The 24,731-nt window shown below is 70.0% G+C and carries 19 protein-coding genes, 1 tRNA gene and 1 pseudogene; 8 read left to right on the top strand and 13 right to left on the bottom strand.

Annotation, left to right across the window (positions count from 1 at the left end):
* The first annotated feature begins 29 nt into the window (after nt 1-29).
* From ACIBQ1_RS32070 to ACIBQ1_RS32085, 4 genes and pseudogenes are all read left to right on the top strand, one after another.
* A complete protein-coding gene (locus tag ACIBQ1_RS32070) occupies nt 30-659 on the top strand; it encodes a histidine phosphatase family protein (protein WP_355374861.1) in 630 nt (209 codons plus the stop codon).
* 113 nt (nt 660-772) lie between these two features.
* Nucleotides 773-845 (top strand) — tRNA-Ala (locus tag ACIBQ1_RS32075).
* 61 nt (nt 846-906) lie between these two features.
* Complete coding sequence (locus tag ACIBQ1_RS32080) at nt 907-1,689, top strand: glycerophosphodiester phosphodiesterase (RefSeq protein WP_397283029.1); 783 nt, start codon at nt 907-909, stop codon at nt 1,687-1,689.
* A gap of 6 nt (nt 1,690-1,695) precedes the next feature.
* A pseudogene (locus ACIBQ1_RS32085) lies at nt 1,696-2,022 on the top strand (Hsp20/alpha crystallin family protein); the annotation flags it as partial.
* A gap of 29 nt (nt 2,023-2,051) precedes the next feature.
* On the opposite strand, the gene ACIBQ1_RS32090 reads toward ACIBQ1_RS32085, so the two are convergent.
* From ACIBQ1_RS32090 to ACIBQ1_RS32110, 5 genes are all read right to left on the bottom strand, one after another.
* Nucleotides 2,052-3,338 (bottom strand): HEXXH motif domain-containing protein, encoded by a 1,287-nt coding sequence (locus tag ACIBQ1_RS32090; RefSeq protein WP_397283030.1) that lies wholly within the window; start codon nt 3,336-3,338, stop codon nt 2,052-2,054.
* Between the two features lie 8 nt (nt 3,339-3,346).
* On the bottom strand, nt 3,347-4,531 hold the full coding sequence (locus ACIBQ1_RS32095) for an FxsB family cyclophane-forming radical SAM/SPASM peptide maturase (RefSeq protein ID WP_397283031.1): 1,185 nt from the start codon (nt 4,529-4,531) through the stop codon (nt 3,347-3,349).
* Between the two features lie 49 nt (nt 4,532-4,580).
* A complete protein-coding gene (locus ACIBQ1_RS32100; RefSeq protein WP_397283032.1) occupies nt 4,581-6,230 on the bottom strand; it encodes a tetratricopeptide repeat protein in 1,650 nt (549 codons plus the stop codon).
* Nucleotides 6,227-7,114 carry an SIR2 family NAD-dependent protein deacylase gene (locus ACIBQ1_RS32105; RefSeq protein WP_397283033.1) on the bottom strand — a complete coding sequence of 296 codons (888 nt, stop codon included), beginning with the start codon at nt 7,112-7,114 and terminating at the stop codon, nt 6,227-6,229. The genes ACIBQ1_RS32100 and ACIBQ1_RS32105 overlap by 4 nt, the downstream gene beginning before the upstream one ends.
* Before the next feature lie 146 nt (nt 7,115-7,260).
* A complete protein-coding gene (locus tag ACIBQ1_RS32110) occupies nt 7,261-7,428 on the bottom strand; it encodes a hypothetical protein (protein ID WP_397283034.1) in 168 nt (55 codons plus the stop codon).
* A gap of 110 nt (nt 7,429-7,538) precedes the next feature.
* Here ACIBQ1_RS32110 and fxsT point away from each other — a divergent pair, with 110 nt between their 5' ends.
* Entirely contained in the window at nt 7,539-10,094 is a 2,556-nt protein-coding gene (gene fxsT / locus ACIBQ1_RS32115) for an FxSxx-COOH system tetratricopeptide repeat protein (protein WP_397283035.1), read from the top strand.
* A 423-nt stretch (nt 10,095-10,517) separates the two neighbouring features.
* On the opposite strand, the gene ACIBQ1_RS32120 is transcribed toward fxsT, so the two are convergent.
* From ACIBQ1_RS32120 to ACIBQ1_RS32135, 4 genes are all read right to left on the bottom strand, one after another.
* A complete protein-coding gene (locus tag ACIBQ1_RS32120) occupies nt 10,518-11,399 on the bottom strand; it encodes a 4'-phosphopantetheinyl transferase (RefSeq protein ID WP_397283036.1) in 882 nt (293 codons plus the stop codon).
* Nucleotides 11,400-11,470: 71 nt separating this feature from the next.
* Nucleotides 11,471-12,520 carry a glycosyltransferase family 2 protein gene (locus ACIBQ1_RS32125; RefSeq protein WP_397283037.1) on the bottom strand — a complete coding sequence of 350 codons (1,050 nt, stop codon included), beginning with the start codon at nt 12,518-12,520 and terminating at the stop codon, nt 11,471-11,473.
* Between the two features lie 1,118 nt (nt 12,521-13,638).
* Nucleotides 13,639-17,484, bottom strand: a complete 3,846-nt coding sequence (locus tag ACIBQ1_RS32130; protein ID WP_397283038.1) for a S8 family peptidase — start codon at nt 17,482-17,484, stop codon at nt 13,639-13,641.
* Nucleotides 17,485-17,614: 130 nt separating this feature from the next.
* A complete protein-coding gene (locus ACIBQ1_RS32135) occupies nt 17,615-18,901 on the bottom strand; it encodes a PHB depolymerase family esterase (RefSeq protein ID WP_397283039.1) in 1,287 nt (428 codons plus the stop codon).
* Between the two features lie 272 nt (nt 18,902-19,173).
* Here ACIBQ1_RS32135 and ACIBQ1_RS32140 point away from each other — a divergent pair, with 272 nt between their 5' ends.
* Entirely contained in the window at nt 19,174-20,106 is a 933-nt protein-coding gene (locus ACIBQ1_RS32140; protein WP_397283040.1) for a GNAT family N-acetyltransferase, read from the top strand.
* A complete protein-coding gene (locus ACIBQ1_RS32145; RefSeq protein WP_397283041.1) occupies nt 20,103-20,318 on the top strand; it encodes a hypothetical protein in 216 nt (71 codons plus the stop codon). The genes ACIBQ1_RS32140 and ACIBQ1_RS32145 overlap by 4 nt, the downstream gene beginning before the upstream one ends.
* On the opposite strand, the gene ACIBQ1_RS32150 is transcribed toward ACIBQ1_RS32145, so the two are convergent.
* Nucleotides 20,303-21,280, bottom strand: coding sequence for a helix-turn-helix transcriptional regulator (locus ACIBQ1_RS32150; protein ID WP_397283042.1), 978 nt, complete (start codon nt 21,278-21,280; stop codon nt 20,303-20,305). The genes ACIBQ1_RS32145 and ACIBQ1_RS32150 overlap by 16 nt on opposite strands.
* Before the next feature lie 46 nt (nt 21,281-21,326).
* Between ACIBQ1_RS32150 and ACIBQ1_RS32155 the strand changes: the two genes are divergently transcribed.
* Nucleotides 21,327-21,779, top strand: coding sequence for a hypothetical protein (locus tag ACIBQ1_RS32155; RefSeq protein WP_397283043.1), 453 nt, complete (start codon nt 21,327-21,329; stop codon nt 21,777-21,779).
* 15 nt (nt 21,780-21,794) lie between these two features.
* Here the strand turns inward: ACIBQ1_RS32155 and ACIBQ1_RS32160 are convergent, their stop codons facing one another.
* The 3 genes from ACIBQ1_RS32160 to nhaA all read right to left on the bottom strand — a co-directional run bounded on the left by ACIBQ1_RS32160 (nt 21,795) and on the right by nhaA (nt 24,720).
* On the bottom strand, nt 21,795-21,998 hold the full coding sequence (locus tag ACIBQ1_RS32160; protein ID WP_397283044.1) for a hypothetical protein: 204 nt from the start codon (nt 21,996-21,998) through the stop codon (nt 21,795-21,797).
* A gap of 428 nt (nt 21,999-22,426) precedes the next feature.
* Nucleotides 22,427-22,885: a hypothetical protein gene (locus tag ACIBQ1_RS32165; RefSeq protein WP_397283045.1), complete on the bottom strand. Its 459-nt coding sequence runs from the start codon at nt 22,883-22,885 to the stop codon at nt 22,427-22,429.
* A 38-nt stretch (nt 22,886-22,923) separates the two neighbouring features.
* Nucleotides 22,924-24,720: a Na+/H+ antiporter NhaA gene (gene nhaA, locus ACIBQ1_RS32170; RefSeq protein ID WP_397283046.1), complete on the bottom strand. Its 1,797-nt coding sequence runs from the start codon at nt 24,718-24,720 to the stop codon at nt 22,924-22,926.
* Nucleotides 24,721-24,731 lie beyond the last annotated feature (11 nt).

The following is a 24,731-nucleotide window of genomic DNA, read 5'->3' on the forward strand; positions in this document are numbered from 1 at the left end:
CTCCCCCATCTCGGATCCGAGCGTTCCGCATGAGCAAGAGGATCGTCTGCCTGCGCCACGGGCAGACCTTGTGGAACGTCGAGCAGCGATTTCAGGGACACTCCGACATCCCCCTCGACGAGACCGGCATCGCGCAGGCCGCCAGGGCGGCGTCGTTGCTGGCCTCACTGCGGCCCACCCTGATCGTCTCCTCCGACCTCCAGCGTGCCAACGACACGGCGCTGGCGCTCGCGCGGGTCGTCGGGCTGGACGTGGCCGTGGACAAGGACTTCCGCGAGCGCGGGGGCGGCGAATGGGAAGGGCTCACGCGCGACGAGATCGCCGCGCGCTGGCCCGACGAATACGTGGCCTGGGAGGCGCCGGGTGGAGAGCCCGTCACCGACGTGGCCACCAGAGTGGCCGGCGCCATGCGGCGCTGGGCGGCCAAGCTCGACGACGACGGCCTGCTGGTCGTGGCCTCCCACGGGGCCGCGCTGCGGCTGGGCATCTGCGAGCTGCTCGGCTTGCCCGAGTCGCTCTGGCCGGCGCTGGGCGGTCTGGGCAACTGCTCGTGGTCGGTGCTGCAGGAGGGGCGCAGGGGCTGGCGGTTGCTGGAGCACAACGCCGGGACGCTGCCCGAGCCCGTCCGCAGTGACGACCGGCCGGAGGCAGAGGCGTAGCGAGCTCGTACGGCTCGGGGGCCGTACGACCCGCGCCGCGCGATTAGGCGAATCGGCGCGGATGGCTATATGCTCTCGGAGCGCCGCAACGGGTGGACCCGGAGCGGTGACCAGGGGCTATAGCGCAGTTGGTAGCGCGCCTCCATGGCATGGAGGAGGTCTGGGGTTCGAATCCCCATAGCTCCACCTTTCCTGCTGCCCGGTGTGGCAGAGTGCGAGGGGACAACAAGATCGAAAGGTAAGAATCTTGGCAGTCCCCCTCGTCGCGTTAGCGCTTGCCTCGTTACTCACCTCTCCGTCCGTCGCACTGCCCGCCTGCCCGCAGATCTTCGGGCACGGTGGCTACCCCACCGGCGCCAACGCCTGGGAGCGGGACCAGGTGCGCCAGCCCAACAATCCCACGGCCATCCGCCGCTACCAGTCCTGGGGCGCGTCCGGCGTCGAGGCCGACCTGCAGCTCACCAAGGACGGCACCAAGGCCGTCATGTGGCACAACACCTCCACCTGGGGCCTGACGAGCACCAAGAAGAACATCACCGACATCTGGTGGGCGGCGGGCGACACCGCGCTCAAGGGCCGGACCATCAACCGCGGCCTGTTCCAGGGCGAGACCGTCCACACCTTCCGCGAGTGGCTGGCCGCGATGAAGACCACCGGCATGATCGGGCTGGTCGAGATCAAGCCGGAGGCCCGGCAGTCGCTGCTCAGCTCCGACGCCACGATCAGGTCGCGGGCCTGGGCCGAGGTGCTCGACCCCGTCAAGGAGCGCTACGAGTCGCAGGAGATCATCCTGTACTCCCACAACAGCGAGATCGCCGCCGAGCTCAGGAGCCGCGTGAGCGCCGCGGGCATGGCGCAGGTGCTGAGCGGCGGGCCCATCTGGCCGGAGGTCACCAAGTGGGAAGAGCCGCCTCCCTCCTGGACGCTGAACGAGAGCGCCTGGCAGGCGGCGCTCGATCGCGGTGCGAAGCGGGTGGCCACCGACTACACGCTCCAGTTCAGCGCGTGGCTGAAGGGGAAGTGCCAATGACCAAGTTTGTCGCTCTGGACGCGGCGTGACCCCTTCGCCGAATTCGACGCCCTGGTCCGCGGCGTCTTCGCCCCGGTAGCGGTCCGGATTTCCGCCCGGCCGACCGGGTTCAGGCCGGCCACCGAGATCGTCCGGGACGGGGACGACGCGGTGGTCCGGGTGGAGCTGCCCGGCGTGGACGTCGCCAAGGACGTCGCCGTCGAGGTCGACCGGGGCCGGCGGGTCGTACGCGACGAGCGGTCCGAGGAGCGTGACGGACGCGGACTGCACGAGGTGCGCTACGGCTCCTTCCAGCGGTCGTTCGACCTTCCCGGGCACGTGACTGCCGACGCGGTCAGCGCGGCCCGGTCACTGCGGTCCGGTCAGTTCAGGTCGCCGTTGCGGGCGCGCCAGCGGGTCCGGTGGCGCTCGGCGGCGTCCTCGGCCAGCGCCGTCGCCGCGGCGGGCACCGGCTCGCCGGCCCAGGAGTCGAGCCGGCTGTCCATCCGGTCCACGAAGGTCACCCCGTGCTCGGTCAGCCGGCCGCTGCTCAGGAGGGTGCGGGTGACCAGACGGGCCGCCGCGCGCCAGCGGGTGAACTCGGCGCTCGCGCGGATCTCGTCCTCGCCCGTCTCGTGCCGCCGCTGCCGCCGCCAGAAGTCCGTCACGCCCAGGTACGCGTACGCGCCCTGGAGCAGGCCGCCGGCGGGCCTGGGATCCTCGCGCCAGGGCGCGTAGTAGCGGGAGCCGTCGTCGGGCTTGGTCAGCGGCACGATGTCGAGGAGGGCCGAGAGCTTGGCGTGCTGGGCCTCGTGGGTGAGGGTCTCCGCCAGCGTACGGGGGTCCGGCGGGTCGGAGAGGGCGATGCAGCCGTAGGCGTCGCGGGAGGAGGCGCTGGTCGAGCCCGTCGAGGGGGCGGCCAGCGGGGTGAGGACCGTGATGCCGGCCGCCACCTCATCGGCGACCGGCTCGTGGTGGCTCACGAGCAGTCGCCAGGACTCGTCCAGCAGGCGCTGCCAGCGGGCCGCCTCCGCGTCCGTGAGCCGACCGTGAAGATCGCTCGCCCCCGGCAGCCGGTGCGGGTCCAGATCGTCGATGAGAACGTTCAGGCGCCTGCCGCCGGACTCGGTCGCGAGGGCGCGCAGCCGCTGCCAGCCTGGGGCGTCGTCGCGGATCTCGACCACCAGGTCGCCCGCGCTCACCTCCGCGCCCTCCGGCCAGCAGTGCACGGTGGCCATGGTCACGCCGCTGGGGAACGTGACCTGCCCCAGCGACGGCAGCATGGCCCGGCCGACGATGACCGGCACGTCCACCTCGCACGCCGTACGGGCGTGGATGGCCGCCGCCGCGGCCAGCGCGGCCAGCTGCTCCGGCGAGCGCCGGGAGCGGACCGCGTGACGGGCCCAGGCGCCCACCGACGGGTGCTGCAGGACCCTGCCGACCGCCTCCGGATGGCTCGACTGCAGCGTGGCGAGCAGGTCGTACGCGCGGCGCGTCTGCGCCCAGGAGTCGTGGCCCAGCTCGCGGGCCACGTCCAGGACGCCCCTGATGAGCAGCAGGTGCTTGCTGTATTGGGCGCTCTTGAGCCGTCGCACCGCGCCGCCGCCTCCGCCGCCGCTCGCGAGGGCGTCGAACGCGTCCGCCGGGATCCGGTGGTCAGTGAGGTTCATCGGGATCCTTAGATACGGCGCCGGACGTCGGCCTGGACGGTCTGGCCCACATGCTTGACCAGGCGCAGCAGGTCGGCGCAGTAGACCGAGGGGTGGTGGAAGCCGCTGCCCGCTCTGTAGCGGTGGGCGAACAGGCCGCCGCCGCAGATCATGCCCACCTCGCACGCGGCGCACTCCGGCGCGGGGTCGAGGCGGGCGAGCTGGCGGGCGGCGGTGAAGGGGAGCAGCAGGAGGTCGTCGAAGGAGTCGCGGGCCACGTGCAGCCCGGTGCTCCCGGCGCCCTCGAAGGCGGATTTGAGCAGGTCGGACTGCTCGATCTCGCCGTCGGTCTCGATCACGATCATGGCCGCGGGCGAGAGGCCGATCTGCTCGGTGGCCGACTCCCCGCCGAGGAGCAGGTGGATGATCTCGTCGAACAGCCGGACGCGGGTGGGGTGGGACGGGGTGGCGTACCACCCGTCGAAGACGGTCGTCAGCCAGGTCGCGTACGGGGTGTCCGGCGAGCCGAGGACCCTGCCGGGCGGTGGCTCGGACCAGTTCCCATGGGGGAGGAGGAAGTCGATCACCGGCGGATCGAAGGCCAGGAGGGCGGCGTAGGTGCCGAGGGGGTCGTTGCGGAGATCGACCGTGCAGAGCAGCCCGTGGAACAGGTGGCGGAAGTCCTCGGACGCGAGGAGCTCCAGCGCGGCGGCCACCCGGTGATAGCTGCCGCGGCCGTCGGCGGTGCGGCGGGAGCGGTCGTGGTCGGCCTGCCCGCCGTCGAGGCTGACCCCGACGCCGATCTCCAGCTCGTCGAAGAGCCGCAGGAAGCGCCGGTCGAGGAGCGTCGCGTTGGTCTGCACGCTCACGTCGACGCGGACCGGCACGGCGGACCTGACGATGCCCACGAGGTCGCGGACCTCGTCGTGACCGGCCAGGAGCGGCTCCCCGCCGTGCAGGATCACGTCGACGCGGTCGAGATCGTGGGCCTTGATGTGCTCGGCGATCCTGCCCGCGGTGGCCTCGACCGTTTCCCGCGACATACGTTTTGGGCGAAATCTCCAGCTTTGATCCGCCATTTCGTACATGTAGCAATATGTGCATGCCAAATCACATCTGCTATGTACTTTGAGGATGAACTGCCGGAACGGCGTCGGCCGCCAGCCGCGGGCCAGCAGCGCGTCGACGTCCAATGTCGCTGGCCACTCTGACACCGCGGATCAGCCTCCACATTGAGACTTGCGAGGTGCCCAGCATATGACGTCATTCAGATAGTCGAAGCATCTCGTTCGCCCTGTCGAGCGCCTCGTCCGCGAGCAGGGGAAAGATGCCGTGAAGCACGGCCGCGGCGGCTCGCGGAGTGCCCGAGCGGTGAAATGCCTCCGCTAGCGCCATTTGTGCGGATATGTCATTTGGTGCGAGGGTCACTGCGGCGTTGATCTGCTCGATGGCTTTGGTGAGATCTCCGTGTGCCAGGTGCCAGCGGCCGTCGATGGTGAGCGCGCGGGCGACCCCGTCGAAGCGTCCGCGTTCGGCGTACAGGCTCACCGCCTCCTCGCAGTAGCGGCGCACCTCTTTGACATCGCCCTGCGCGAGCGCCGCGTCGGCGTGGATCTCGGCGACCTCGGCACGTACCCAGGAGTCGTCGGGCTCGGCCGCGTGCCTGGCCTCGTCGGCGAGGCGGGCGGCGAGCGGCCAGTTGCGCTGCGACTGGGCCGCGCGGGCCGCCTCCAGGTAGGTCGCGGGAGAGCCGCGATGCGAGACCGGGCCGATGAGCCGGTCGTGGGCCAGCTCGTACCAGCGGCTGCCCATGCGGTGCTCGCCGCGCAGGATGTGCCGGTCCTCAAGGGCGCGGGCCACGGCGTTGGGCACGCCCATGGTCTGCTCGATGCCCTCGTACGCGATGTTGCGGGTGCCGTGGTCGGTGATGAACGTACGGCGCAGCCAGAGCAGGAGCTCCCCGACGGGGATGCCGAACTCGCGCGCCACCTCCCCGACGGCCCGCTTGAAGAAGTCGAACAGGAACTCCTCCACCACGGCGTACACCCGCACGTGCTCCTCGCCGATCTCCGTCACCTCGACGGGCAGCGAGTCCCACAGCGCGGAGCAGACCACCTGGAGCTGGACGGGCTCCACCAGGTCGAGTTCGACGGTGGACAGGTTGCCCCACGCGTCCTTGACGGTGGCCGAGCGCAGCTCGCCGACCAGGAGCCGGGTGGCAGCCTGGGTGATGGTCCTGGCGGTGCGGTCCAGCGGCCGCTCCACGGCCTGCCGCGCCGCCTCGGGGGAGAGCGGCTGCAGGTGGAAGCGGGCGCGCGAGCCCTGGCCGAACGGGCGCTCATAGGGCAGGACGAGGAACAGGTACTCCTCGCGGAGCGACAGCAGGAGGTGGAGGCTGGGGTGGTCGCGCATGGCCCGCACGAGCTGGTCGACGAGCTCCTTGCGGTCGCGCTGGCGGGCCAGGTCGCTGTGGAACATGGTCTCCGCATGGTCGATGGCGGCCAGGACGGGCAGCGGGTCGCCGTACTCGTCCTCGCGCCGGGGGCGCTCGGCCAGGAACCGCGTGATGGTCATGCCCGCCAGCGAGCCGGGCGTGGCGTCCGGTGCCCAGGCCGACAGCAGCGCCATGACGTACGGGTTGCCGCCCGCGATCGGGAGCGGGGCGTGCGGCGCGATCCTGGCGAGAGGCAGCACGTCGGCCCGCTCCGGGTCGATCCTGGGCAGCACGCCCGCGTTGAGCAGCGAGGTCTTGCCCACGCCGGAGGCGCCGTAGAGCACGGTCAGCCCGGCCGCCCGCCAGAGCGTGGCGATCTCCCGTGACTCCTGCTCCCTTCCGTGGAACAGGTCGCTGTCGGCGCGGCCGAAGGGGCGCAACCCGACGTACGGCCGGTCGGAGGGATCAGTCACGGTCATAGCGGCGTCCTCGCATTCCAGTCGAGCAGTTCCTTGAAGAACGCGGACGTGGTGCCGACGTAGATCGAGATCTTCAGGTCGGCGTAATAGCTCCTCAGGAAATCACTCGCCAGATTCTCCGCGTCGGTCAGCGAGGTGTTCAGGTCCGGCAGGAGTTGCACGCTGATATGCGTGCGCTGACGGGTGGAGGGAATGGATTTGATCAGCCCGTGGAAGAGCACCCGGAAGTTCCAGTCCTGGAGGCTGTAGCCGAGGAAGAGCAGCGGGCTGGAGGTCATGGCGTCGAGCACCGGCTCGGGGATCGGGAGCAGTTGGCGGCCGTTCGCGTCGTCGACGTCGCGCAGGTTGAGGAGATACTGCACATAATCGTTCTCGGTCAGCACGATGGAGGCCGGGTCGTCCCAGTTCCCGTGCAGGTGATAGATCAGCGGGTGGTCGGGATCGGGGTCGGGCACGACGGCCCGCTTCGTCGGCTCCCACCACGTCGACCTGCAGACATTCGGGGTTCGCGGACCTTTGCGGCAGTGCTGTAAAGCCTGGAGCATGAAGTCGTCGTAGTTGGTGGTGAGAAAAGTCTTGATCGGGAACTCGGCCAGCACCGTGTGCGGGTCGAGCGGGTCGTCGGCGCTCGCCGCGCGCTGTTTCAGGTAAGTGCAGACTTCCACTTTGAGATCAGTGGGATCGTTATGCACGTGAGCTGCGTACTGCATCACGTGCGCGAGATTTCCGTTGTCGGTGAACGGAAAGCCGTACTCCTTCGCGAAGTGCTTGCTGAGCTCCTTGCCGGTCGGAAGTCGCCCATAGCAGGCGCCCGCCCCGAGAAGCGGGGTGCAGTCGCCTCTGCGGAGCTGTCTGACCAATCGCACCCAGTCCGCTTCGTTCACGCGCCACCCCACCGGCAGGACCATTCTTGTGCTGAGGAGTATATGACCCGGGACGGATGGAAATATGTGATTGTTTTCGGGCCGGCCTAAATGTGGGGGAAGTGTCTGCCCGCAGGTCAGGCGTGGCGGCCGACCCGCGGGCCGGCTCAGATGGAAGACTGGAATTTGGCCACGGGTGTCACGCCGGTCTCGTCGAGAAGGCGGCCTATGGCGTCCTTCAGCCGGGAGTCGTCGAGGTCTTTCAGCTCCTCCAGGGTGCGCCCACTGACGTCAATGAGCCCACCGCCGTACCCTTGCACTGCTTCCTTGTTCATCGCTCTCCCTGGACCTGATGGATCTAGCGGATCCTGTCTATCTCTGGCTTCAATATGCTGTCTATGCTTGTCTCAGCTGATGTGACGACCGGCCGACTCGAGGCGATATCGTGACAAATTCGAGCTCGCACCACGATTCTGGCCATGCTCCGTCCGTATGGGGCAAAGTCCCCCAGCGGAACAAGAACTTCACGGGTCGGGACGACCTCATCGAGAAGCTGCGTACGGGGCTCCAGTCCAAGGTCACCGCCGTCCTCCCCCAGGCACAGGACCAGTCTCAACCCGTGCCTCACGCTCTGCAAGGACTCGGCGGAGTGGGCAAGTCGCAGCTCGCGATCGAGTACGCCCACCGCTTCAGGCACGCGTACGACCTGGTGTGGTGGGTGCCGTCGGCACAGACGATGCTGGTGAAGTCGTCGCTGGCCGGGCTGGCCCGCGAGCTGCATCTCAGGGTCGGTCCCCATAGCGTCGAGGACGCGGCGGAGGCGGCGCTGGACGCGCTGCGGCGCGGCGATCCGTACCGGAACTGGCTGCTGATCTTCGACAACGCCGAGAACCTGGAGATCAACGACATCGTCCCGCGCGGCCCCGGCCACGTGCTGATCACCTCCCGCAACCACAGCTGGCAGGGCGTGGTCGACACCCTGCCCGTGGACGTGTTCGAGCGCGAGGAGAGCATCGCGTTCCTGGTCAAGCGCGTGGGGCAGGCGCTCGGCAGGGAGCAGGCCGACCGGCTGGCCGAGGCGCTGGGCGACCTGCCGCTGGCCCTGGAGCAGGCGGGCGCGCTGCAGGCGGAGTCGGGGATGTCGGCCGAGGAATATCTGCGGCTGCTGAAGAAGCAGACGACCCGGCTCCTGGGCGCCAACAAGCCGTCCGACTACCCGCTGTCGATGACGGCGGCGTGGGCCACCTCGGTGTCGCAGCTCAAGGCGAGGCTGCCCGAGGCGGTGGAGCTGCTGCGCTGCTTCGCGTTCTTCGGGCCCGAGCCGATCCCGCGCGACCTGCTGGACGAGCTGCCCGAGCAGTACGCGGCCGGATCCAAGATCGCCGGCCTGCTGGCCGACCCGATCCAGCTCAGCCAGGTCATCCGGGAGCTGGGCAGGTACGCCCTGGTGCGGATCGACTCGGAGAGCCGTACGGTCCAGGTGCACCGGCTGGTCCAGGCGCTGCTGCGGGACGAGCTCGACGAGGATGACGCCGACGCGTTCCGCCGCGAGGTCCACCTCCTGCTGTCGGCCGCGGTGGCCGACTACGAACCCGACGACACCACGGCCTGGCCCCGCTACGCCAACCTCCTCGGCCACATCACCACGGCGGACGTCAAAGGCAGCCGCGACCCCAACGTCCGCAAGTTCGCGCTCAACATCATCCGCTACGTCTACATCTCGGGCGACTTCACCTCGGCCCGAGAGCTGGTGCAGGAGTTCCTGGAGGCCTGGCGGGAGGACAGCGGCGAGGAGGACCGGCACGTGCTCACCGCCCAGCGCCACTACGCGATCGTCATCCGCGAACTGGGCAGCATCGACGAGTCGTTCGAGCTGAACAAGGCCCTCATGGAACGGATGCGCCGCGTGCTGGGCGAGGGCGACGAGGAGACCCTGCTGCTCACCAACAGCCACGGCGCCGACCTGCGCTTCCGCGGCGAGTTCGCGGAGGCGCGGGAGCACGACCAGGACTCGCTGAGCAGGCACGAGGCGGTCTTCGGCCGGTCGCACCGCCGCACCCTCCGCGCCATGAACAACCTCGCCCTCGACCACCTGCTGCTCGGCGACTACGAGACCGCGCAGTCCCTGCACGCGCGCGTGCTCAAGCTCCAGCGACAGGCCGGATCGGGCGCGAGCCGCGCCAATGTGCTCTCCTCGATGAACAACCTCGCCCGCGTCGTACGCCTCCAGGGCCGCTACCGCGAGGCGTGCGACCTCGGCCAGGACGCCTACGACTTCGGCCTCCAGGAGCTGGGCCAGGAGCACCCCTGGACCATGCGCAGCGCCAAGGACCTGTCGATCGCCAAACGCCGGGCGGGCCTCATCGAAGAAGCGCTCGAACTCGCCGAACGCACCTTCGAGGTGCAGAAACGCGGCACCAGCATCGACCACCCCGACACGCTCGCCGCCGCCCTCTGCCTGGCCAACGCCCAGCGGGCGGCCGACCAGGTGGACGACTCGCTGCGGCTGCTGCGGGACATCGTCTCCAGGTTCGCCAGCATGTACGGCGACGACCACCCGTTCAAGTACGGTTGCGACAGCAACTTCGCCCTGCTGCTGCGGGTGAGCGGCAACAAGGATCAGGCGCGGGAGATCGACGAGGCGGCGCTGGCCGGCTTCGACCGGCGGCTCACGCGCAAGCACTACTTCTCCCTGACCTGCGCCATCAACCTCGCCAGCGACTTGGCCGAGGTGGGGCTGCACGAGGAGGCGCGGGTGCTCGGGGAGCAGACGCTCCAGGACCTGCGGGCCCTGTTCGGCGACGATCACCCGGTCACGCTGGCCGCCGCGGCCAACCTCGTCGTCGACCTGCTCGCCACGGGTGCCGCGGAGGAGGCGGGGGCGCTGCGCGAGGACGTTCTGGATCGCTACGACCGGGTCCTCGGGCCCAACCACCCCGACGTGCTGGTGTCCCGCCAGGGCAACCGCTTGGACTTCGACTTCGACCCACCCGTGCTCTAGCCGGCCGCCCGGGGGCGTCGCGTGCGACGCTGGCGCCGGCCCCGGCCCGCTGGCTGTCGGGTGCGCGGCGTCGAGTGTCGGGTGCGCGGCGTCGAATGTGGGGTGCGGCGTGTCGGGTGTGATGGTGGACGAGGCACGCTGCCCGGGGTGGCGATGGTGGGCTGGGATGTGGCTGCAAACCGGGGCCGAGACGCTGCCTGGTGGGTGGGTGGCAGGTCCCGGAGGCGTACAGCGGACTGGGCATGCGAGAGCGGTGCGGTGGATGCATGTCGGCGGTGTGCTGGGGTGCGTGCCAGCGGTGTGCTGGGGAGCGTGTCGGTGGTGGGGCGGGGTGCATGTCAACGGTGCGGTGGGGTGCGTGTCGGCGGTGTGGTGGGGTGTGTGTCGGTGTGATGGCCAGTGGGTGTGATGGCGGGGTGTGGGTTAGGCAGAGAGGGCGGGGACTGCGATGGCTGTCAGGATCAAGCCGCTGCTCACCAGCCAGCGGCCCTCGAAGTGGGTTGGCCACCCCGGGCCGTGGGCTGCGATCTCGGCGTTGAAGGTGCCGAACATGGTCAGCGTTCCGGATTGCGTGGCCGTCTTCGCCGCGGCGGGTGCTGCTGCCGTGGCGGGCGCTCCTGGCTCGGCGAGTGCTCTGGTATGGGCTGGGGGCGTCGTGAGGTGGGCGGGTGGTGCGGGTCGGGGGCTGAGCTTAAGGGCGTCGGAGGCGTGTTGCGCCGAGTGGCTGGGGGCGTTGGGGGCTGGCTGGGGCGTGGGTGTTGGGGTTGTGGAGTGTGGGGAGGGGGGTGGGGGTTGGGAGGTTGCGAAGGTTACTTTGGCGTCCAGGAAGCCGAGCCAGTGGCCCGTCAGGGGGTACCACGCCTTGTAGATCGATTCCTTTGCGCTGAACAGCAGGCGGCCGGGGTTGGGGAGGCCCAGGAGGTCAAGGGCGGCAGCTTCTGCGGGGGTTGCGGTTCGTTCCAGGACGCCGGTGGGCATCGGGAGATGGGGTTCTGCGTCGATGCCGATCGATAGGGCGCCGTGGGCTACCGCTGCTGCTCGGTAGCCCGTGCAGTGCGTGATGCTGCCCACGACGCCGGGTGGCCAGGTGGGGGCGCCGCGGTCGCCCCGGAGGATGGGGCGGGGATTCACGCCGAGTTGTCGTAGTGCCAGGTGGGCGCAGTGGCGGGATGTGCGGAACTCGCGCTGCCTCTTTTCCGCCGAGTCCGAAACGAGTGCTTCCTCCTCAGGAAGGAGCGTGATGTCGGGTGGGTCGCCGAATAGCTCGGCGGCGGCGACCCACGGGGGCAGGATCTCGTCGATCATGGTGAACGCATTATCGTTCACCGTCTCGCGATGCGTCTGGGGCTTGCCGGTTGCCCGGCTCACGTCGTCGGTCAGCGGCCCTTTTCGTAGATGGTGAGGCTATGGGACAGGCGTAGGGGGACCAGGATGAGCTCGATCACTAAGGCTTTCCAGGCGTAGTACAGGTTGACGGCCTTGTTGAGGTAGACGAACGGGAGGTTGAAGAGCACCTGGCGGACGGGTAGCCGGCGGCGTTTGGCGGCGTAGAGGAGGGCGGGGACGGTGAGGAGGAATTCGCCGCCCGCCCACCACACCAGCGTGCCGGAGATCGGCTTGTGCATGGCGAAGGTGAGGATCAGTGGGGTGGCCCACCAGAATGGGGCCAGGATGATCTCCAGCAGGGCCACGATGATCCAGGTCGCGAGCATGGGCTTGCGGGTGATCAGGCGGGGCAGGTGGAGGCGGACGTTCTGCATGAAGCCCGCCATCCAGCGCCATACCTGCTTGCGGAGGTACGTGAGGGTTTCCGGGTCGGCGGCCCAGGCCATGGCGTCGGACACGTAGACCGCCTTGCGGCCTTCGAGTTGCTGGCTCCAGGTGAAGTCCATGTCCTCGACGATTGTGCGCTCGGGGAAACCGCCGAACGCCGTCAGTGTCGTGAGTCTGAAGGCCGAGCAGCAGCCTGAGCAGACCACGGGGCTGTTGGCCAGTTGCTGGATGGGGCGGTGCCAGTGGAAGCCGAAGAGGTATTCGGTCGATCGGCCGCGCTCCCATGGGGTGCGGGTGAAACGGGTCTGCACGTTGCCTGCGGCCACGCCCACGGCTGGGTCGTCGAAGGCGGGCTTGATGCGCTCTATGTAGTCGGGAGCCAGGACGGTGTCGGCGTCCACGGCCAGGACCAGGTCTGTGCCGCAGTGGGGGAGCGCGTGGTTCTGGGCCCTGGCTTTGCTGCCGAGGTTGCGGGGTGGGCGTAGGACTGTCACGCCGTCGTAGGACCTGGCGACCTCGCCGGTGCGGTCGGTCGAGCCGTCGTCCACCACGATGATCTTTTCGGGTGGGACTGACTGGGTCTTGATGGAGTGGAGGGTGGCGGGGAGGCCGGACTCCTCGTTGTGGGCGGGGATGATGACGGTGATTGTCATCTTGTTGCCTTTTGTGCCAGTGGTGGTGCCCGGGGTTGAGGTGGCGCCCGGGCCGGTGGTGGTGACGGCGGTGCCTGGGCCAGCGGTCGTGGTGTCTGGGCTGGTGGTGGTGGCGCCTGAATGAGTGCTGGGGGTTGGACGCGGGCTCACCTGCGCCTCCTCAGCTTGAGGGTGATCAGGGTCACCAAGCCGACCATGGCGTAGATGATCAGGCTGAAACCTAGCGTGGGTGGGCCTCCGGGCATCCTGTGGCTCCCTTCCGAAGGGGTGGGTGATGTGGAACGAGGATGCTCTGGCGGGCCGAGGCTTGAGGGCGCCGAATCGGGTTCTGGGGATGGAGCGGGGTATCGGGGGTTGGGGTGTGGATAACGCGTGGTGGTCAGCACCCATGGGGAGGGGTCAGTTGGCAGTCGTTGTCCGTGAGGGCGGGGCAAGGGCAGTGGGTCAGGACCCTTGGGAGGGCAATGGCCAGGGGGCGTGGGAGCGGTCCGCGCGTCGAGGGCATGCGGAAGGCCAGCGGCTTAGGGGGTGGAAGGGCGGTGGTTCAGGGGATGGAGTGGCGGCGGCTCAAGTGTGGCGGAGGGCGGAGGGTGGAGGGCGGTGGTCAGGGTCCGTGGGCAGGCTCGCGGCCAAGGGAGTGGGAGGTGGGTGTGCCGAGGGATGTGTGGGGCCAGCGGTTAGGAGCGGGGGGGAGGGCTGCGGTCAGGGTCTGTGGGGAAGGCAGTGGCCAAGGGAAGGCAGTGGCCAAGGGGGCGTAGGAGGTCGGCGCGTCGTGAGGCGTGCAGAAGGCCAGCGGCTCAGGGGCGGGCGGTGGAAGGGTGGTGGATCCGAGGGGAGGGCGGTGGTTGAGGCTGGTGGCTGAGGGGTGGGGCGGCGGGCGTGCTGAAGGTGGTGGGTGGGGCATGACCGGGTGTGCGGCGGGTGGTGGTCCAGGGGTGGATGCGGCGGCGGTCATGGGCGCAGGAAGGGGTGTGGGCCGGAGTTGGGGAGGGGCGTGAGCCTGGGCTGGAGGTAGGGGTGTGGTTGGAGGGGGAGGGGTGTGGGTCTGGGCTGGAGGTAGGGGTGTGGTTGGAGGGGGAGGGGGACGGCCAAGGTGGTGGGGCTTGGCCGTCCGGGGGTTATTTCAGGGTGTAGGCGCGGGTGATGGTTTGGGTGGTTGAGGTGTCTGTTGGGTTCGATGCTGTGACTCGTAGCGAGACGAAGCCGTTGGTCTGTGCCAGGGCAGGGTGTGGCAGTTCCACTTGGAATCGACCGTCGCCGCGCTTCTTGACGCGGGTCGCGGCGCGCCACGTGGTTCCGTCATCGACCGAGAACTCGACCGTGACCTGGTTGACGGCGGGCGCCCGGCGGATGGTGGAGTGGGTGCCGGCGCGCAGGTCGAAGGTGAACGGCTGGCCGGCCGGGGCGCGGTTCTGGAGGTCGAGGGGGAGGTCGTACGTGAGCTGGATGGCCGGTTGGAAGGCGCAGCCCGGCCCGAACGAGCACGAATAGCCCCGGGGAGTCCCCGACCACGGCGCTGGGGAGGAAGGGAAGCGGGACGTGGTCGTGACCTTGGTGGACAGGGTGCGGCCGGGGGTGTCCAGCGATTCCACGCGGTAGGAGCCGGGGTCGCCGGGCACCGTGAAGGATCGGGGCCGCCACCCCTGCGGCGCGAACTCCCGGTCTCCGACGAACAGGCGGGGGGTCGAGGTGGCCGGGCCCAGGTCGCTGTAGTGGCGGGGGTCGGAGTCGCGCCACTGTTCGAAAGGTACGAACCGATCCGAGTCACGGCACAGCGCGCACGGCACCTTGACCGGGTAGCCCGACGGCACGTCCGCGGCCCCGGGCACCAGCGGGGCCTTGAACCACTGCTCGGAGACCCGCCGCTCGTCGCCGGTGAACCGGTCGTCGGAGTGCAGGATCAGCCCGTCGTTCGTGATCGTGCGGGACCACACCACGTCGTCGGACACGGGTCCGAAGTACTCGGCCCGGGTGACGGGCATCCGCAGCGACCCGCCGTACGCCATCCGCCCCGGCTCCTCGCCGGTCGTCGACTCGCCGAACTCCCAGCCGCTGGTGTCCGGTTTGTCGGCGTGGTAGGCGGCGTCGATCCGTATCAGCCGCCGCATGTCGACCTTGGCGGGCCGCGAGGGCACCCGGCCGCGCGAGTCGAAGCGGAGGTGGTAGGTCGCGCCCGGCCCCGCGTACGGTTCGAGACGCAGTGACACCGGGCCCTTGGCCAGCGCGGACCGCAGCGAGCGACCTTCGGCGGCGGTCAGCCCCATCCGGAGCGACCAGCCCTGCAGCACGCGCGCCCGCCCGCCGTCCACGTCGAGGAAGCCGATGACGCCCGCCGCGCCGCGCAGGGAGGCCTCGCGGCCGGCGTCGTCCATCCGGACGCTCGCGTTGACGTAGCCGTTCTCGACCGGGATCCCGACCAGCGCGATCTTGCCGGAAACGTCCACACCGGAGAAATCCTCCGGCCGGCCTCTTCCGACTGAGACGAGGGGATATGCGGTGGGAGCGGTGAGGCGGCGCATGGACTCCACGTCGTACGCCGGGTGCAGGGCCAGCCCGTCGGCGGTGGCCGAGGTGAGCACGGGGGGCTCCAGGTTCCACTGGTGCGAGAGCCGCACCTTGCCCGTCCTCACCGAGGACATCGGTGTGACGAACATGTCCTGCCCGCCGCCCTGGACCCCACCATAGAGGGAGACCGGCTGGGTGCGGTCGGCGAACGTGCGCACGTAGTACGCGTTCCCGCCCCCGTCCAGCGCCTTCGGCGTCCGCGGCCGGATGGGCGCCGTCTTGCGCGCGTCGAGGGTGACGGTCTTGTCCCCGTCGAGCCGGACGTTCTCGATCACCCAGCTCGTACGGTTGCTGATCCGGCTCTCGTTCGCGACCCCGATCACCTCGTAGTCCCCAGCGGGCAGCCAGAACTCGCCGTTGCCCGAATAGTCGGTACGCAGGTAGTAGTACCCGTACGGGTTGAACGGGTCCTCAGGGCTGTTCGCCCGCTTCGACGGGATCGCGTACACCAGGGGCTCGGCCTGGTAACCGGGGAAGAACTCCTTGGTCCCGTACGAGTTGACCAGCGACACCCCCAGCCGGTGCGTGGCCGGACCCGTGTAGTAGCTGAACGGCGTCACCAGCCGCACGTCGCCGCCGCCGGCCGTCACCCAGCCGCCGTACACGCCGATCGGGCCGGCCGACGGGTCGACGGTGAGGGAGACATCGGCGGTGCCGTTCGCGGGGACGGTGACGCTCTGCGTGCCCAGTTTGACCGCTTTGTCCGGCGCGGGACTGCCGCTCCAGCCACGAGTGACGAGCGACACGGCCAGCGTGACCGGTTCGGAGCCGAGGTTGCGGTACGTGACCTGACGGGTGGCGGGCTTGCCGAGAAGCCGGAAGTCCACCACGGAGCTGGCGAACACGCTCTGGGTGACGGCGCGGGCCACGTCCACTCGCCCGCTGCCCTGCTCGAACCAGTTGTGCCCGTCGTTGCGCACGGCCGTCGAGGTCAGCGCGTCACGCAACTCGGCGGCCCGCCAGCCGGGATGCTGCTGGGCCAGGATCGCGGCGGCCCCGGCGACGTGCGGCGTCGCCATGGAGGTGCCGCTGAAGGTCGTGTACTTGTCGTCGCCCGGAATGCCGGGCAGCGAGGAGTCGGCCGAGCGCGCGGCGACGATGTCGACGCCGGGGGCGACGATGTTCGGCTTGACGGCGGCGTCGTCCAGCCGCGGCCCCTTGCTGGAGAAGTCGGCCAGCGTCGTGCCGGTCTCCTTGTCCACCGCGCCCACGGCCAGCGCCTCGTCGGCCGCCGCCGGGACGCTCACCGTGAGCGGGTCCGCCTCGTTGCCGGCCGCCGTCACGAAGAGCGTCCCGTACTTCTTGGTGAGCTCGTTCAGCGCCTGGCTCATCGGGTCGGTCCCGTTGCCGCAGCAGGTGCCCAGGCTCATGTTCACCACGTCGGCGCCCTGCGCGGCGGCCCACTCCATGCCGGAGATGGCCCACGACCAGTCGCCCTGCCCGTTGTCCGCGAGGATCTTGCCGACCAGCAGGGACGCGGCCGGCGCCACGCCCTTGTACGTCGCCCCCGCGCCGGCGATCGTCGAGGCGACGTGCGTTCCGTGCCCCACCTTGTCGGCGATGCCGGCGGAGTCGGTGAAGTTCTCGCCGGCGAGGATGCGTCCGGCGAAGTCCGGGTGGCCGGCGTCGATCCCCGTGTCGAGAACGGCGACCTTGACGCCCTTGCCGTCGAACCCGCGCTCCCAGCCGGTCGGCGCGCCGATGAGGGGCACGCTCTTGTCGAGTGAGGCCCGCGTCTTGCGGTCCAGCCAGATCTTGGAGGGCGCGCCGCCGGTCAGTCCGGCGCCGCCGCGGAGCCCGGCCCAGAAGTCGTCCGCCTGGTCGGCGCGTACCGTGAGCGCGGCGCCGTTGACGCTGTCGAGCACCCGTACGTTCTCACCGGCCGGCAGGGACCGGGCGGCTCTGGCGAGGGCGGCGGGGGCCGGGTCGCCCGGGTAGGTGACGAGCAGCGGGATCGCCTCGACGCGCTGGTCCCGTGCCAGCGTCTCGACGTCGAACAGCTCCTCGTCCAGCGTCCCGGCCGCGACCATGGGGGCCGCGTCGGAGGGCAGGACGAGATATCCGCCGTCCTTGCCGGGCAGCGTGGCGAACGTGACGTCCGCGCCGTCGGGCCTGGGCGCCGGCCTGATGGCGATGGAGGGGGCGCCGCCCTGCGACGGCGCGTAGTCGACGACGTCTCCGGTGATGAGGGTGAGGGTGAGGGGGACACGGGCCGGCCGGGTCTCGGCGGGCTTGGTGGGCTTGGCAGGCTCGGTTGCCGCGGTTGCCGCGGTTGCCGCCTGGTGGAGCGGCGTCGTTTCGGCGGAGGCCGCCGCCGGGTGAAGGGGCGTGACGCCGGCGGCGAGCATGAGCGCCGAGCCCGATAACACCGCCGATAAGCGCGCGTGAAATATGGACAAGGGGTGCCCTTTCGGTTAGAGCGGGAGCGCTTCGGGAGCGCTCCCAAATTCTCCGAGAGGGCCAGTATCCATCAGATGATCAAGGAGGTCCGCACCGGGACCGAGGGGCCGGACCCGGTGCGGAGAGTCGTCACGTGCAGGTGGCGCCGTTGAGGGTGAAGGCCGACGGCTTGGCGGTGTTGCCCGTGTGGGTGGCCTGGAATCCGAACGAGGCGGACGCGCCCGGCGCGACCGTGCCGTTGTAGCTGACGTTCCTGGCCGTGACCTGACCGCTCGTGGGCGAGATCGTGGCGTTCCACGCGGAGGTGACGGTCTGGCCGCCGGGGAGCGTGAAGGCCAGCGCCCACGAGGTGAGCTGGCTGGTGCCGGTGTTGGTGATCGTGACCGCGGTCGTGAAGCCGGTGTTCCAGGTGTTCATCGTGTACGTGACCCGGCACGCCCCGGTCCCGGGCGTCGGGGTCTGCGGTGGGGTCGGCGTCGTCGTGGGCCCGCCGCCCTGGTCAAGGCCGAAGAACGCGATCACGGCGGCGGCCATCCCGCTCATCGGGACGTTGTGGCCGACGCCCTGGAGGCTGATCGCCTCGACGGGGGCCATGGTGCCGGTGCCGCCGTACCTGGTCCTGGTCCAGCCGGACTGCGGCTGGTCGGTGCTGCTGGGCGTCTGGCTCAGGCCGTGGACGTTGGTCCACTGCTTGATCTGCTCCTGGAAGTTCGGGTAGTACAGCGTGTTGTCGGCGGTGCCGTGCCATACCTGCATGCGCGGCCGGGCGCCGGTGTAGCCGGGGTACGCGCCGCGTACGAGGTCGCCCCACTGCTGCGGCGTCTTGGAGACCTGGCCGTTGGCGCAGGCGCTGTTCCACATCGACCCGTCGGTGGTGGCGAAGCAGGCGAACGGCACGCCCGCGAACGCGGCTCCGGCCTTGAAGACGTCGGGATAGTCACCCAGCAGGACGTTCGTCATCATGGCGCCCGACGAGGCCCCGGTGACGAACGTGCGGTCGGTGTCGGTGCCGTAGCGCTGCTGCACGTACCTGACCATGGAGACGATGCCCACAGGGTCGCTGCCGCCGTCGTGCCGCAGCGCCTGCGGCGAGGAGACGTCGAAGCAGGAGCCGCTCCTGGTCGCGGACGGGTAGATCACGATGAACTTGTACCGGTCGGCCAGCGAGGCGAACTCCGTGCCGGAGTAGAAGGCCGGGCCCGATCCCGTGCAGTAGTGCACGGCGACCAGGAGAGGCGGTCGGGTCCCGACGCCGTCCGGGACGTACAGGTGCATGCGTAGGTTTGTCGGGTTAGTGCCAAAGCCGGTCACCTCCGTCAGCTGTGCCGACGAGGCCGGTGGCGCGGCGATCAGCCCCGCGACGATCAGCGTCACGGCGGCGATCAGGGCACCCACGATCCGAGCTCTCACGTTCATCGGGTTCCTCTCGTTCGCCTGAAACATTGCGAGTGTGAAGAGAAACTTTCGCCAGCGCAATCGTCGCTGGTGGTGATGTGTGGAGCGAGCTGGGTGACCTGCGGAGAAGGATGAAAGGGCGGCGGCCGGTCGTGAAAGTTTCGGAGGAAGGTAGGGGCAAAAGAAATTTTCTAAACCTGCGTCGAAGGAGAAAATTAATTCCCGATTCATCTTGACCAGGTCGATGACCATGGGAAAGCTGTGACGGGAGAGCCAAAGGTGAAAGGACCCTGATGGTCACAGTCCGCGCCTTCGCGTCCGGTGACGAGGTCTTCCTGGTAGACGCCTGGAACCGCAGCATGCCGGCCGATCCCACCACCTCCGCCTGGTTCCGCGACTGCGTGTTGCTCGACCTCAACTTCGACCCCGAGGGCCTGCGCGTGGCCGTCTCCGGCGGCCAGGTGGTGGGCTGCGCGTACGGCGTGCGCCGCCTGACCCCCTTGGCCCCGGGGACCGACCTGGAGCCCGACACCGGATGGATCCCGTTCTTCTTCGTCGTCCCCGAGCATCGCGGCGGCGGGCTCGGGAGGCGGCTGGTGGGTGAGGCGCTGGCGTTCCTGGAGCGGGCCGGCCGACCAAAGGTCGATTTTTCGTCCTATACACCGAACTATGTGCTCCCCGGAGCGGACGCCGAGCTCTACCCCGACGGCTACCGGCTGCTGAACGGGCTCGGCTTCCGCACTCTGTACTCGCCGGTCGCCATGGACCGGACGCTCGTCGGCTACGTCACCCCCGACGAGGTACGCGAGCTGCGCGCCAAGCGCGAGAGCGAGGGGTACGTCTTCCGCAGCCCCTCCGACGGAGAGCTGCCCGAGCTGATCCGCTTCGCGGCCGGCGCCTTCAACCCCGACTGGGGCGAGGCGATTCGCCAGCATCGTGACCCCAAACGCATGATCATCGCGAAAAAAGATCAAATAGTGGGATTCGCTCTGTATGCGGCCTATCGCGGCGTCCCCGAGCGCTTCGGCCCCTTCGGCGTCGACCCCGACCAGCGCGGCACCGGCCTCGGCAAGATCCTCCTCCATCTCACCATGACCATGATGCGCGCCGAAGGGCTCCACTCGTCGTGGTTCCTCTGGACCGGCGAGGCGAGCCCGGCCGGCCGCCTCTACGCCAGGGCCGGCTACGAGGTCACCCGGCGCTTCCACGTGATGAGGAAGTCATGACACACGTCCTGGCCATCGGCGCTCATGCCGGTGACCTCGACCTGACCGCCGGTGCCGTGCTCGCCCTGAAACGCAGTCTGGCAGTACTCCTCGCCCTGGCCCTCGCAGGCTGTTCGAGCAGCGGCGGCCCCACCGGCAAGAGCGGCGCGAGCGCGCCGCCGCTGGTGATCCACGCCATCGACGCGGGTCAGGCAGGTCAGGCGGGGCAGTAGCGGGCGGCGAGCTCGGCGGCGGTGGCGGCCATGCGGTCGCGTAGCTCGGCGGGGGCGAGCACCTCGACGTCCGTGCCCAGCCGCAGGAACTCGGCCAGCGCGTGCTCGATCGACTCGATCGGCACCGTGACCCGGGTCCAGCCCTCCTCGTCCGGCGGCTGCGCGCTCTCCCTGGCCGCCGTCACCACGCCGGGGGTCATGAGGTCGGGCAGGCGTTCCATGCCGCGCGGCGACAGCCGGAGCACCGCCTCGCCCCGCCGCAGCCGGGCCTCGAACTCGGCCAGGTAGCCCTGCCAGTACGCCGCCAGGTCGAAGTCGTCCGGCCTGGTGAACCCCTCGGAGAGCGGGTGCAGGTCGAGGATCTGCGAGACCCGGTAGGTGCGCACGTCGTCGCCCACCCGCGCGACGAGATACCACCGCCCCGCCTTGACGACCAGCCCGTACGGGTCCAGCCGCCGCTCCACCTCCTGTGGCGCCTTCCAGCGCCGGTACCTGACCTGGACGCGGCGCTCGTTCCAGACGGCGTCGGCCACGGCGGGCAGGTAGGTCACCGGCTCCTGGTCGCGGTACCAGGTGGGCGCGTCGAGGTGGAAACGCTCCTGGATGCGCCCGGCGCGGTCGCGGAGCTCGACGGGCAGCGCGGCCATGAGCTTGAGCTGCGCGGCCGTGACCACCGCGCCCAGCCCCAGCTCCGCCGCCGGACCCGGCAGGCCGGCCAGGAACAGCGACTCGGCCTCGTCGGCCGTCAGCCCGGTGAGCCGGGTGCGGTAGCCGTCGAGCAGTTGGTAGCCGCCCTTCGGGCCCGCGTCGCCGTACAGGGGGATGCCGGCGGCGTGGAGGGACTCGACGTCGCGATAGATGGTGCGTACCGAGACCTCCAGCCGCCCGGCCAGATCCTGCGCGGTCATCCGGCCGCGCGTCTGCAGGAGCAGGAGGATCGAGACCAGGCGGGAAGCACGCACATTCACTGACACTACCTGTCAGTGACCACGTCCTAGCGTCGCCCGCATGAACGATTTCGACTTTCTCGCCGGCCACTGGAACGTCGTCAACCGCAGGCTCGTGAAGGCGCTCGCCGGCAGCGACGAATGGGACGAGTTCCCCGGTCGATCGGTCGCCACGCGGCACTTCGACGGGGCGGCCAGCTTCGACGAGATCGCGTTCCCGACCAAGGGGTCCAGCGGGCTGACCGTGCGCCTGTTCGACCCCGAGTCGCGGCAGTGGTCCATCTACTGGGCCAGCAGCAAGAGGGGCACGCTCGACGCCTCGCCGATGGTGGGTGAGTTCGCGGGGAGCCGGGGCGAGTTCTACGGGGAGGAGGCGTATGAGGGCAGGCGGGTGCGGTGCCGGTTCATCTGGACGGTGCTCGGATCGGACGCGGCCCGCTGGGAGCAGGCGTTCTCGACCGACGGCGGGCTGACCTGGGAGACGAACTGGACGATGGACTTCAGCCGGGCGTGAGGCCGGTCTCCGGGGCTAGGCGCCGGTGCGTGCCAACAGAACCGCCGCCACCGCGACGGCCGCGACCAGCAGCACCAGCGACCCGGCCACGATCGCCCACCACCAGGCCGATTTCGGCGCCCTGGCCTCGTAGTGGGCCACGTCGGGCAGCATGTCCGGCGTGTAGGGGAGCCGCTGCGTGGAGGGTGGATCCTGCGGCCCGCGTCCGGGTCGGCGCACGCGCACGGTCGGCGGGGCCGGGGGCGGCGGCACTCGTACGGTCGCCGGGCCCTGCTGGGGCGGCGGCGGCACATGGACGGCCGGGGGCCCCTGAGGGGGCGGTGGCACACGGCCGGGCGGAGGGCCCTGCGGGGGCGAGTGCCGCTGCGGCGGGACCTGTCCGGGCCCCTGGTGGGAAGGCTGTGGCGGGACCTGTCCGGGTGGTCCCTGGCGGGATGGCTGTGGTGGTCCCTGGCGGGAGGGCTGTGGCGGTCCCTGCGGAGAGGGGTGCGGCGGGAAGGGGGGACGGTGCCTGATCGTCTGGTGGGGATCCGGTCCCTGCGGGTCAGGTTGCTCTCGAGTCATGATCTCCTCAGGAGCTGCTGCGGAGAGTGCGGGCGTACAGATCCATTGTCACACTTCGCCGGGGGACCCGTCCCGCGAGTTCGTCAGCTCTGGCCGCCGCCGTAGGGCCCCTGCGGCGGGTTCTGCCAGCCGGGCTGCTGGTAGGGCGGTTGCTGGGGCTGCTGCTGCCAGCCGGCCGGGGGCTGCTGGGGCTGCTGCCAGCCGGGGCCCGGCTGCGGCTGGGTGGCGGGCGTGCGCGGCTTGCGCCGGGCCACCACGGCCCAGATCAGCAGGGCCGTGCCGCCCCCGTCGAGGAGCAGGGAGACCAGGTTGGTGACGGTCAGGGTCGTCTGGAGGTCCATCGCGCTGCTCATCTGCGGGAAGAGCACGTAGCTGCGGAAGATGTTGAACGCCAGTCCCAGCAGGAGCAGGATGCAGCCCGCCATGCCGATCATGGCGGCCGAGCCGTGGTCGCGCCGGGCCATCGCGGTCACGACGATGCCGAAGAGAAACAGGATGCCCATCACCACGAAGGGGATGATGTTGCTGATCGTTGATATCACGGGGGACTCCGATTGGCGACAAGTCGGACGCGATGACGCTACGGGGATTCGAGTAGATCGTCCACTGCCTTGCCGATCGACCCCTCGTTCAGGGGGCCCTGGTAGCGCACGCCGTTCAGGAAGAGCGTGGGGGTGCCGCGCACGCCGCTGTCGCGGCCGGACTCCTCGTTGAGGGCGATCCGCGCGGCGTGGCCCGGCACGTCGGACCAGGGGTCGATGCCCAGCTCGGCGGCGTAGTGCTCCAGGTCCGCGTCGGTGAGGAAGCGCTGGTTGTCGTAGAGGATGTCGTGCATCTCCCAGAACCTGCCCTGGTCGGCCGCGGCCTCGGAGACGATCGCGGCCGACGCGGCCCGCGGGTGCAGCGTACGGATCGGGTAATGCCGGAAAACCAGCCGCACGTCGGGATTCTTCTGGCGGATCTCTTCCAGGATCGGGTGCAGCCGCCCGCAGTACGGGCACTCGAAGTCCCCGTACTCGACGATCGTGACCTTGGCGGCCTCGGGCCCGCGCACGTGGTCCCTCGGCCCGACCGGCACGGTGAGCCGGTCGGGCAGCTCCTCGGGAGGCTCGGCCTCGGGCGGCGCGCACACCCCGCCCCGATCCCAGGCCAGCCGGAAGATCACCCACCCCAGCAGGGCGGACAGCAGCGACCCCGCCAGGATGCCGATCTTGGCCTGGGCGTGCACAGGGGACCCGTCGAAGGCCAGGTCCACGATGAACAGCGCCACCGTGAACCCGATCCCGGACACGGCCGCCCCGCCCAGCAGCTGCCCCCACACCAGGTTCCCGGGCAGGACTCCCCACCCGAACCGCAGCGGGAGCCACGTGCCGAGCGAGATCCCGACGAACTTGCCCAGCACCAGCCCCAGCGCCACCCCGATGGCGACCGGTGAGGTGAGGGCGGCCCGCAGGGTCTCGGCGTCGAGCCGCACCCCGGCGTTGGCCAGGGCGAAGATCGGCACGATCACGTAGCTGCTCCACGGGTGCAGGCGCAGCTGCAGCCGCTCGTTGACGGAGACGGCCCGCTGGACCCGCCGCATGGCCTCGCGGGCGGCCCGCGCGCTCGGCTCGCTGGTGAACCCCTGCACGGCCTCGCCGGCGAGCAGCAGCTTCTGGTCCGTGGGCGCGTAGACGAAGACCAGCATGCCCAGCGCGATGCCGACCAGCGTCGGGTGGATCCCGCTTTCGAGGGTGGCCACCCAGAGCGCGAACCCCAGCAGGATGTAGGCGGGCGCCCGCCAGATCTTCAGCCACCGCAGCGTCACGATGGCCGCGAGGAGCACGGCCGCGCTGATGAGCGCGGTGACGGAGAGGCTGTCCGTGTAGAAGATCGCGATGATCATGATGGCCAGCACGTCGTCCACGATGGCCAGCGTCAGCAGGAACGCCCGCAGCGGATCCGGGCACCGGGCCCCCACGACGGCGAGCACGCCCAGCACGAACGCGGTGTCGGTGGCGATGGGCACGCCCCACCCGCCCGCGCCCGGCCCGCCGAAGTTGAGCAGGAGGTAGATCCCGGCCGGCACCAGCATCCCGCCGAGGGCCGCGACGGCGGGCACGGCGATGAGCCGCCGGTCCCTGAGCTGGCCGAGCCGCACCTCGTACGAGACCTCAAGGCCGATGAGGAAGAAGAAGACGGTCATCAGCCCGTCGTTGGCCCAGTGCCGCAGGTCCAGCGAGAAGTCGGCGTCCCCGAAGGAGATGCCCATGGGGATGTGCCAGAACGCCTCGTACGTGTCACCCCACGGCGAATTCGCCCAGAGCAAGGCAAGCACCGTGGCCACCAGCAGCACGAGCGTGCTGCCTGCCTCGGTTCGCAGGAATGCCCGCAACATCACAGATCTCC

This window comes from Nonomuraea sp. NPDC050153, assembly GCF_044460125.1.
Lineage (GTDB): Bacteria > Actinomycetota > Actinomycetes > Streptosporangiales > Streptosporangiaceae > Nonomuraea.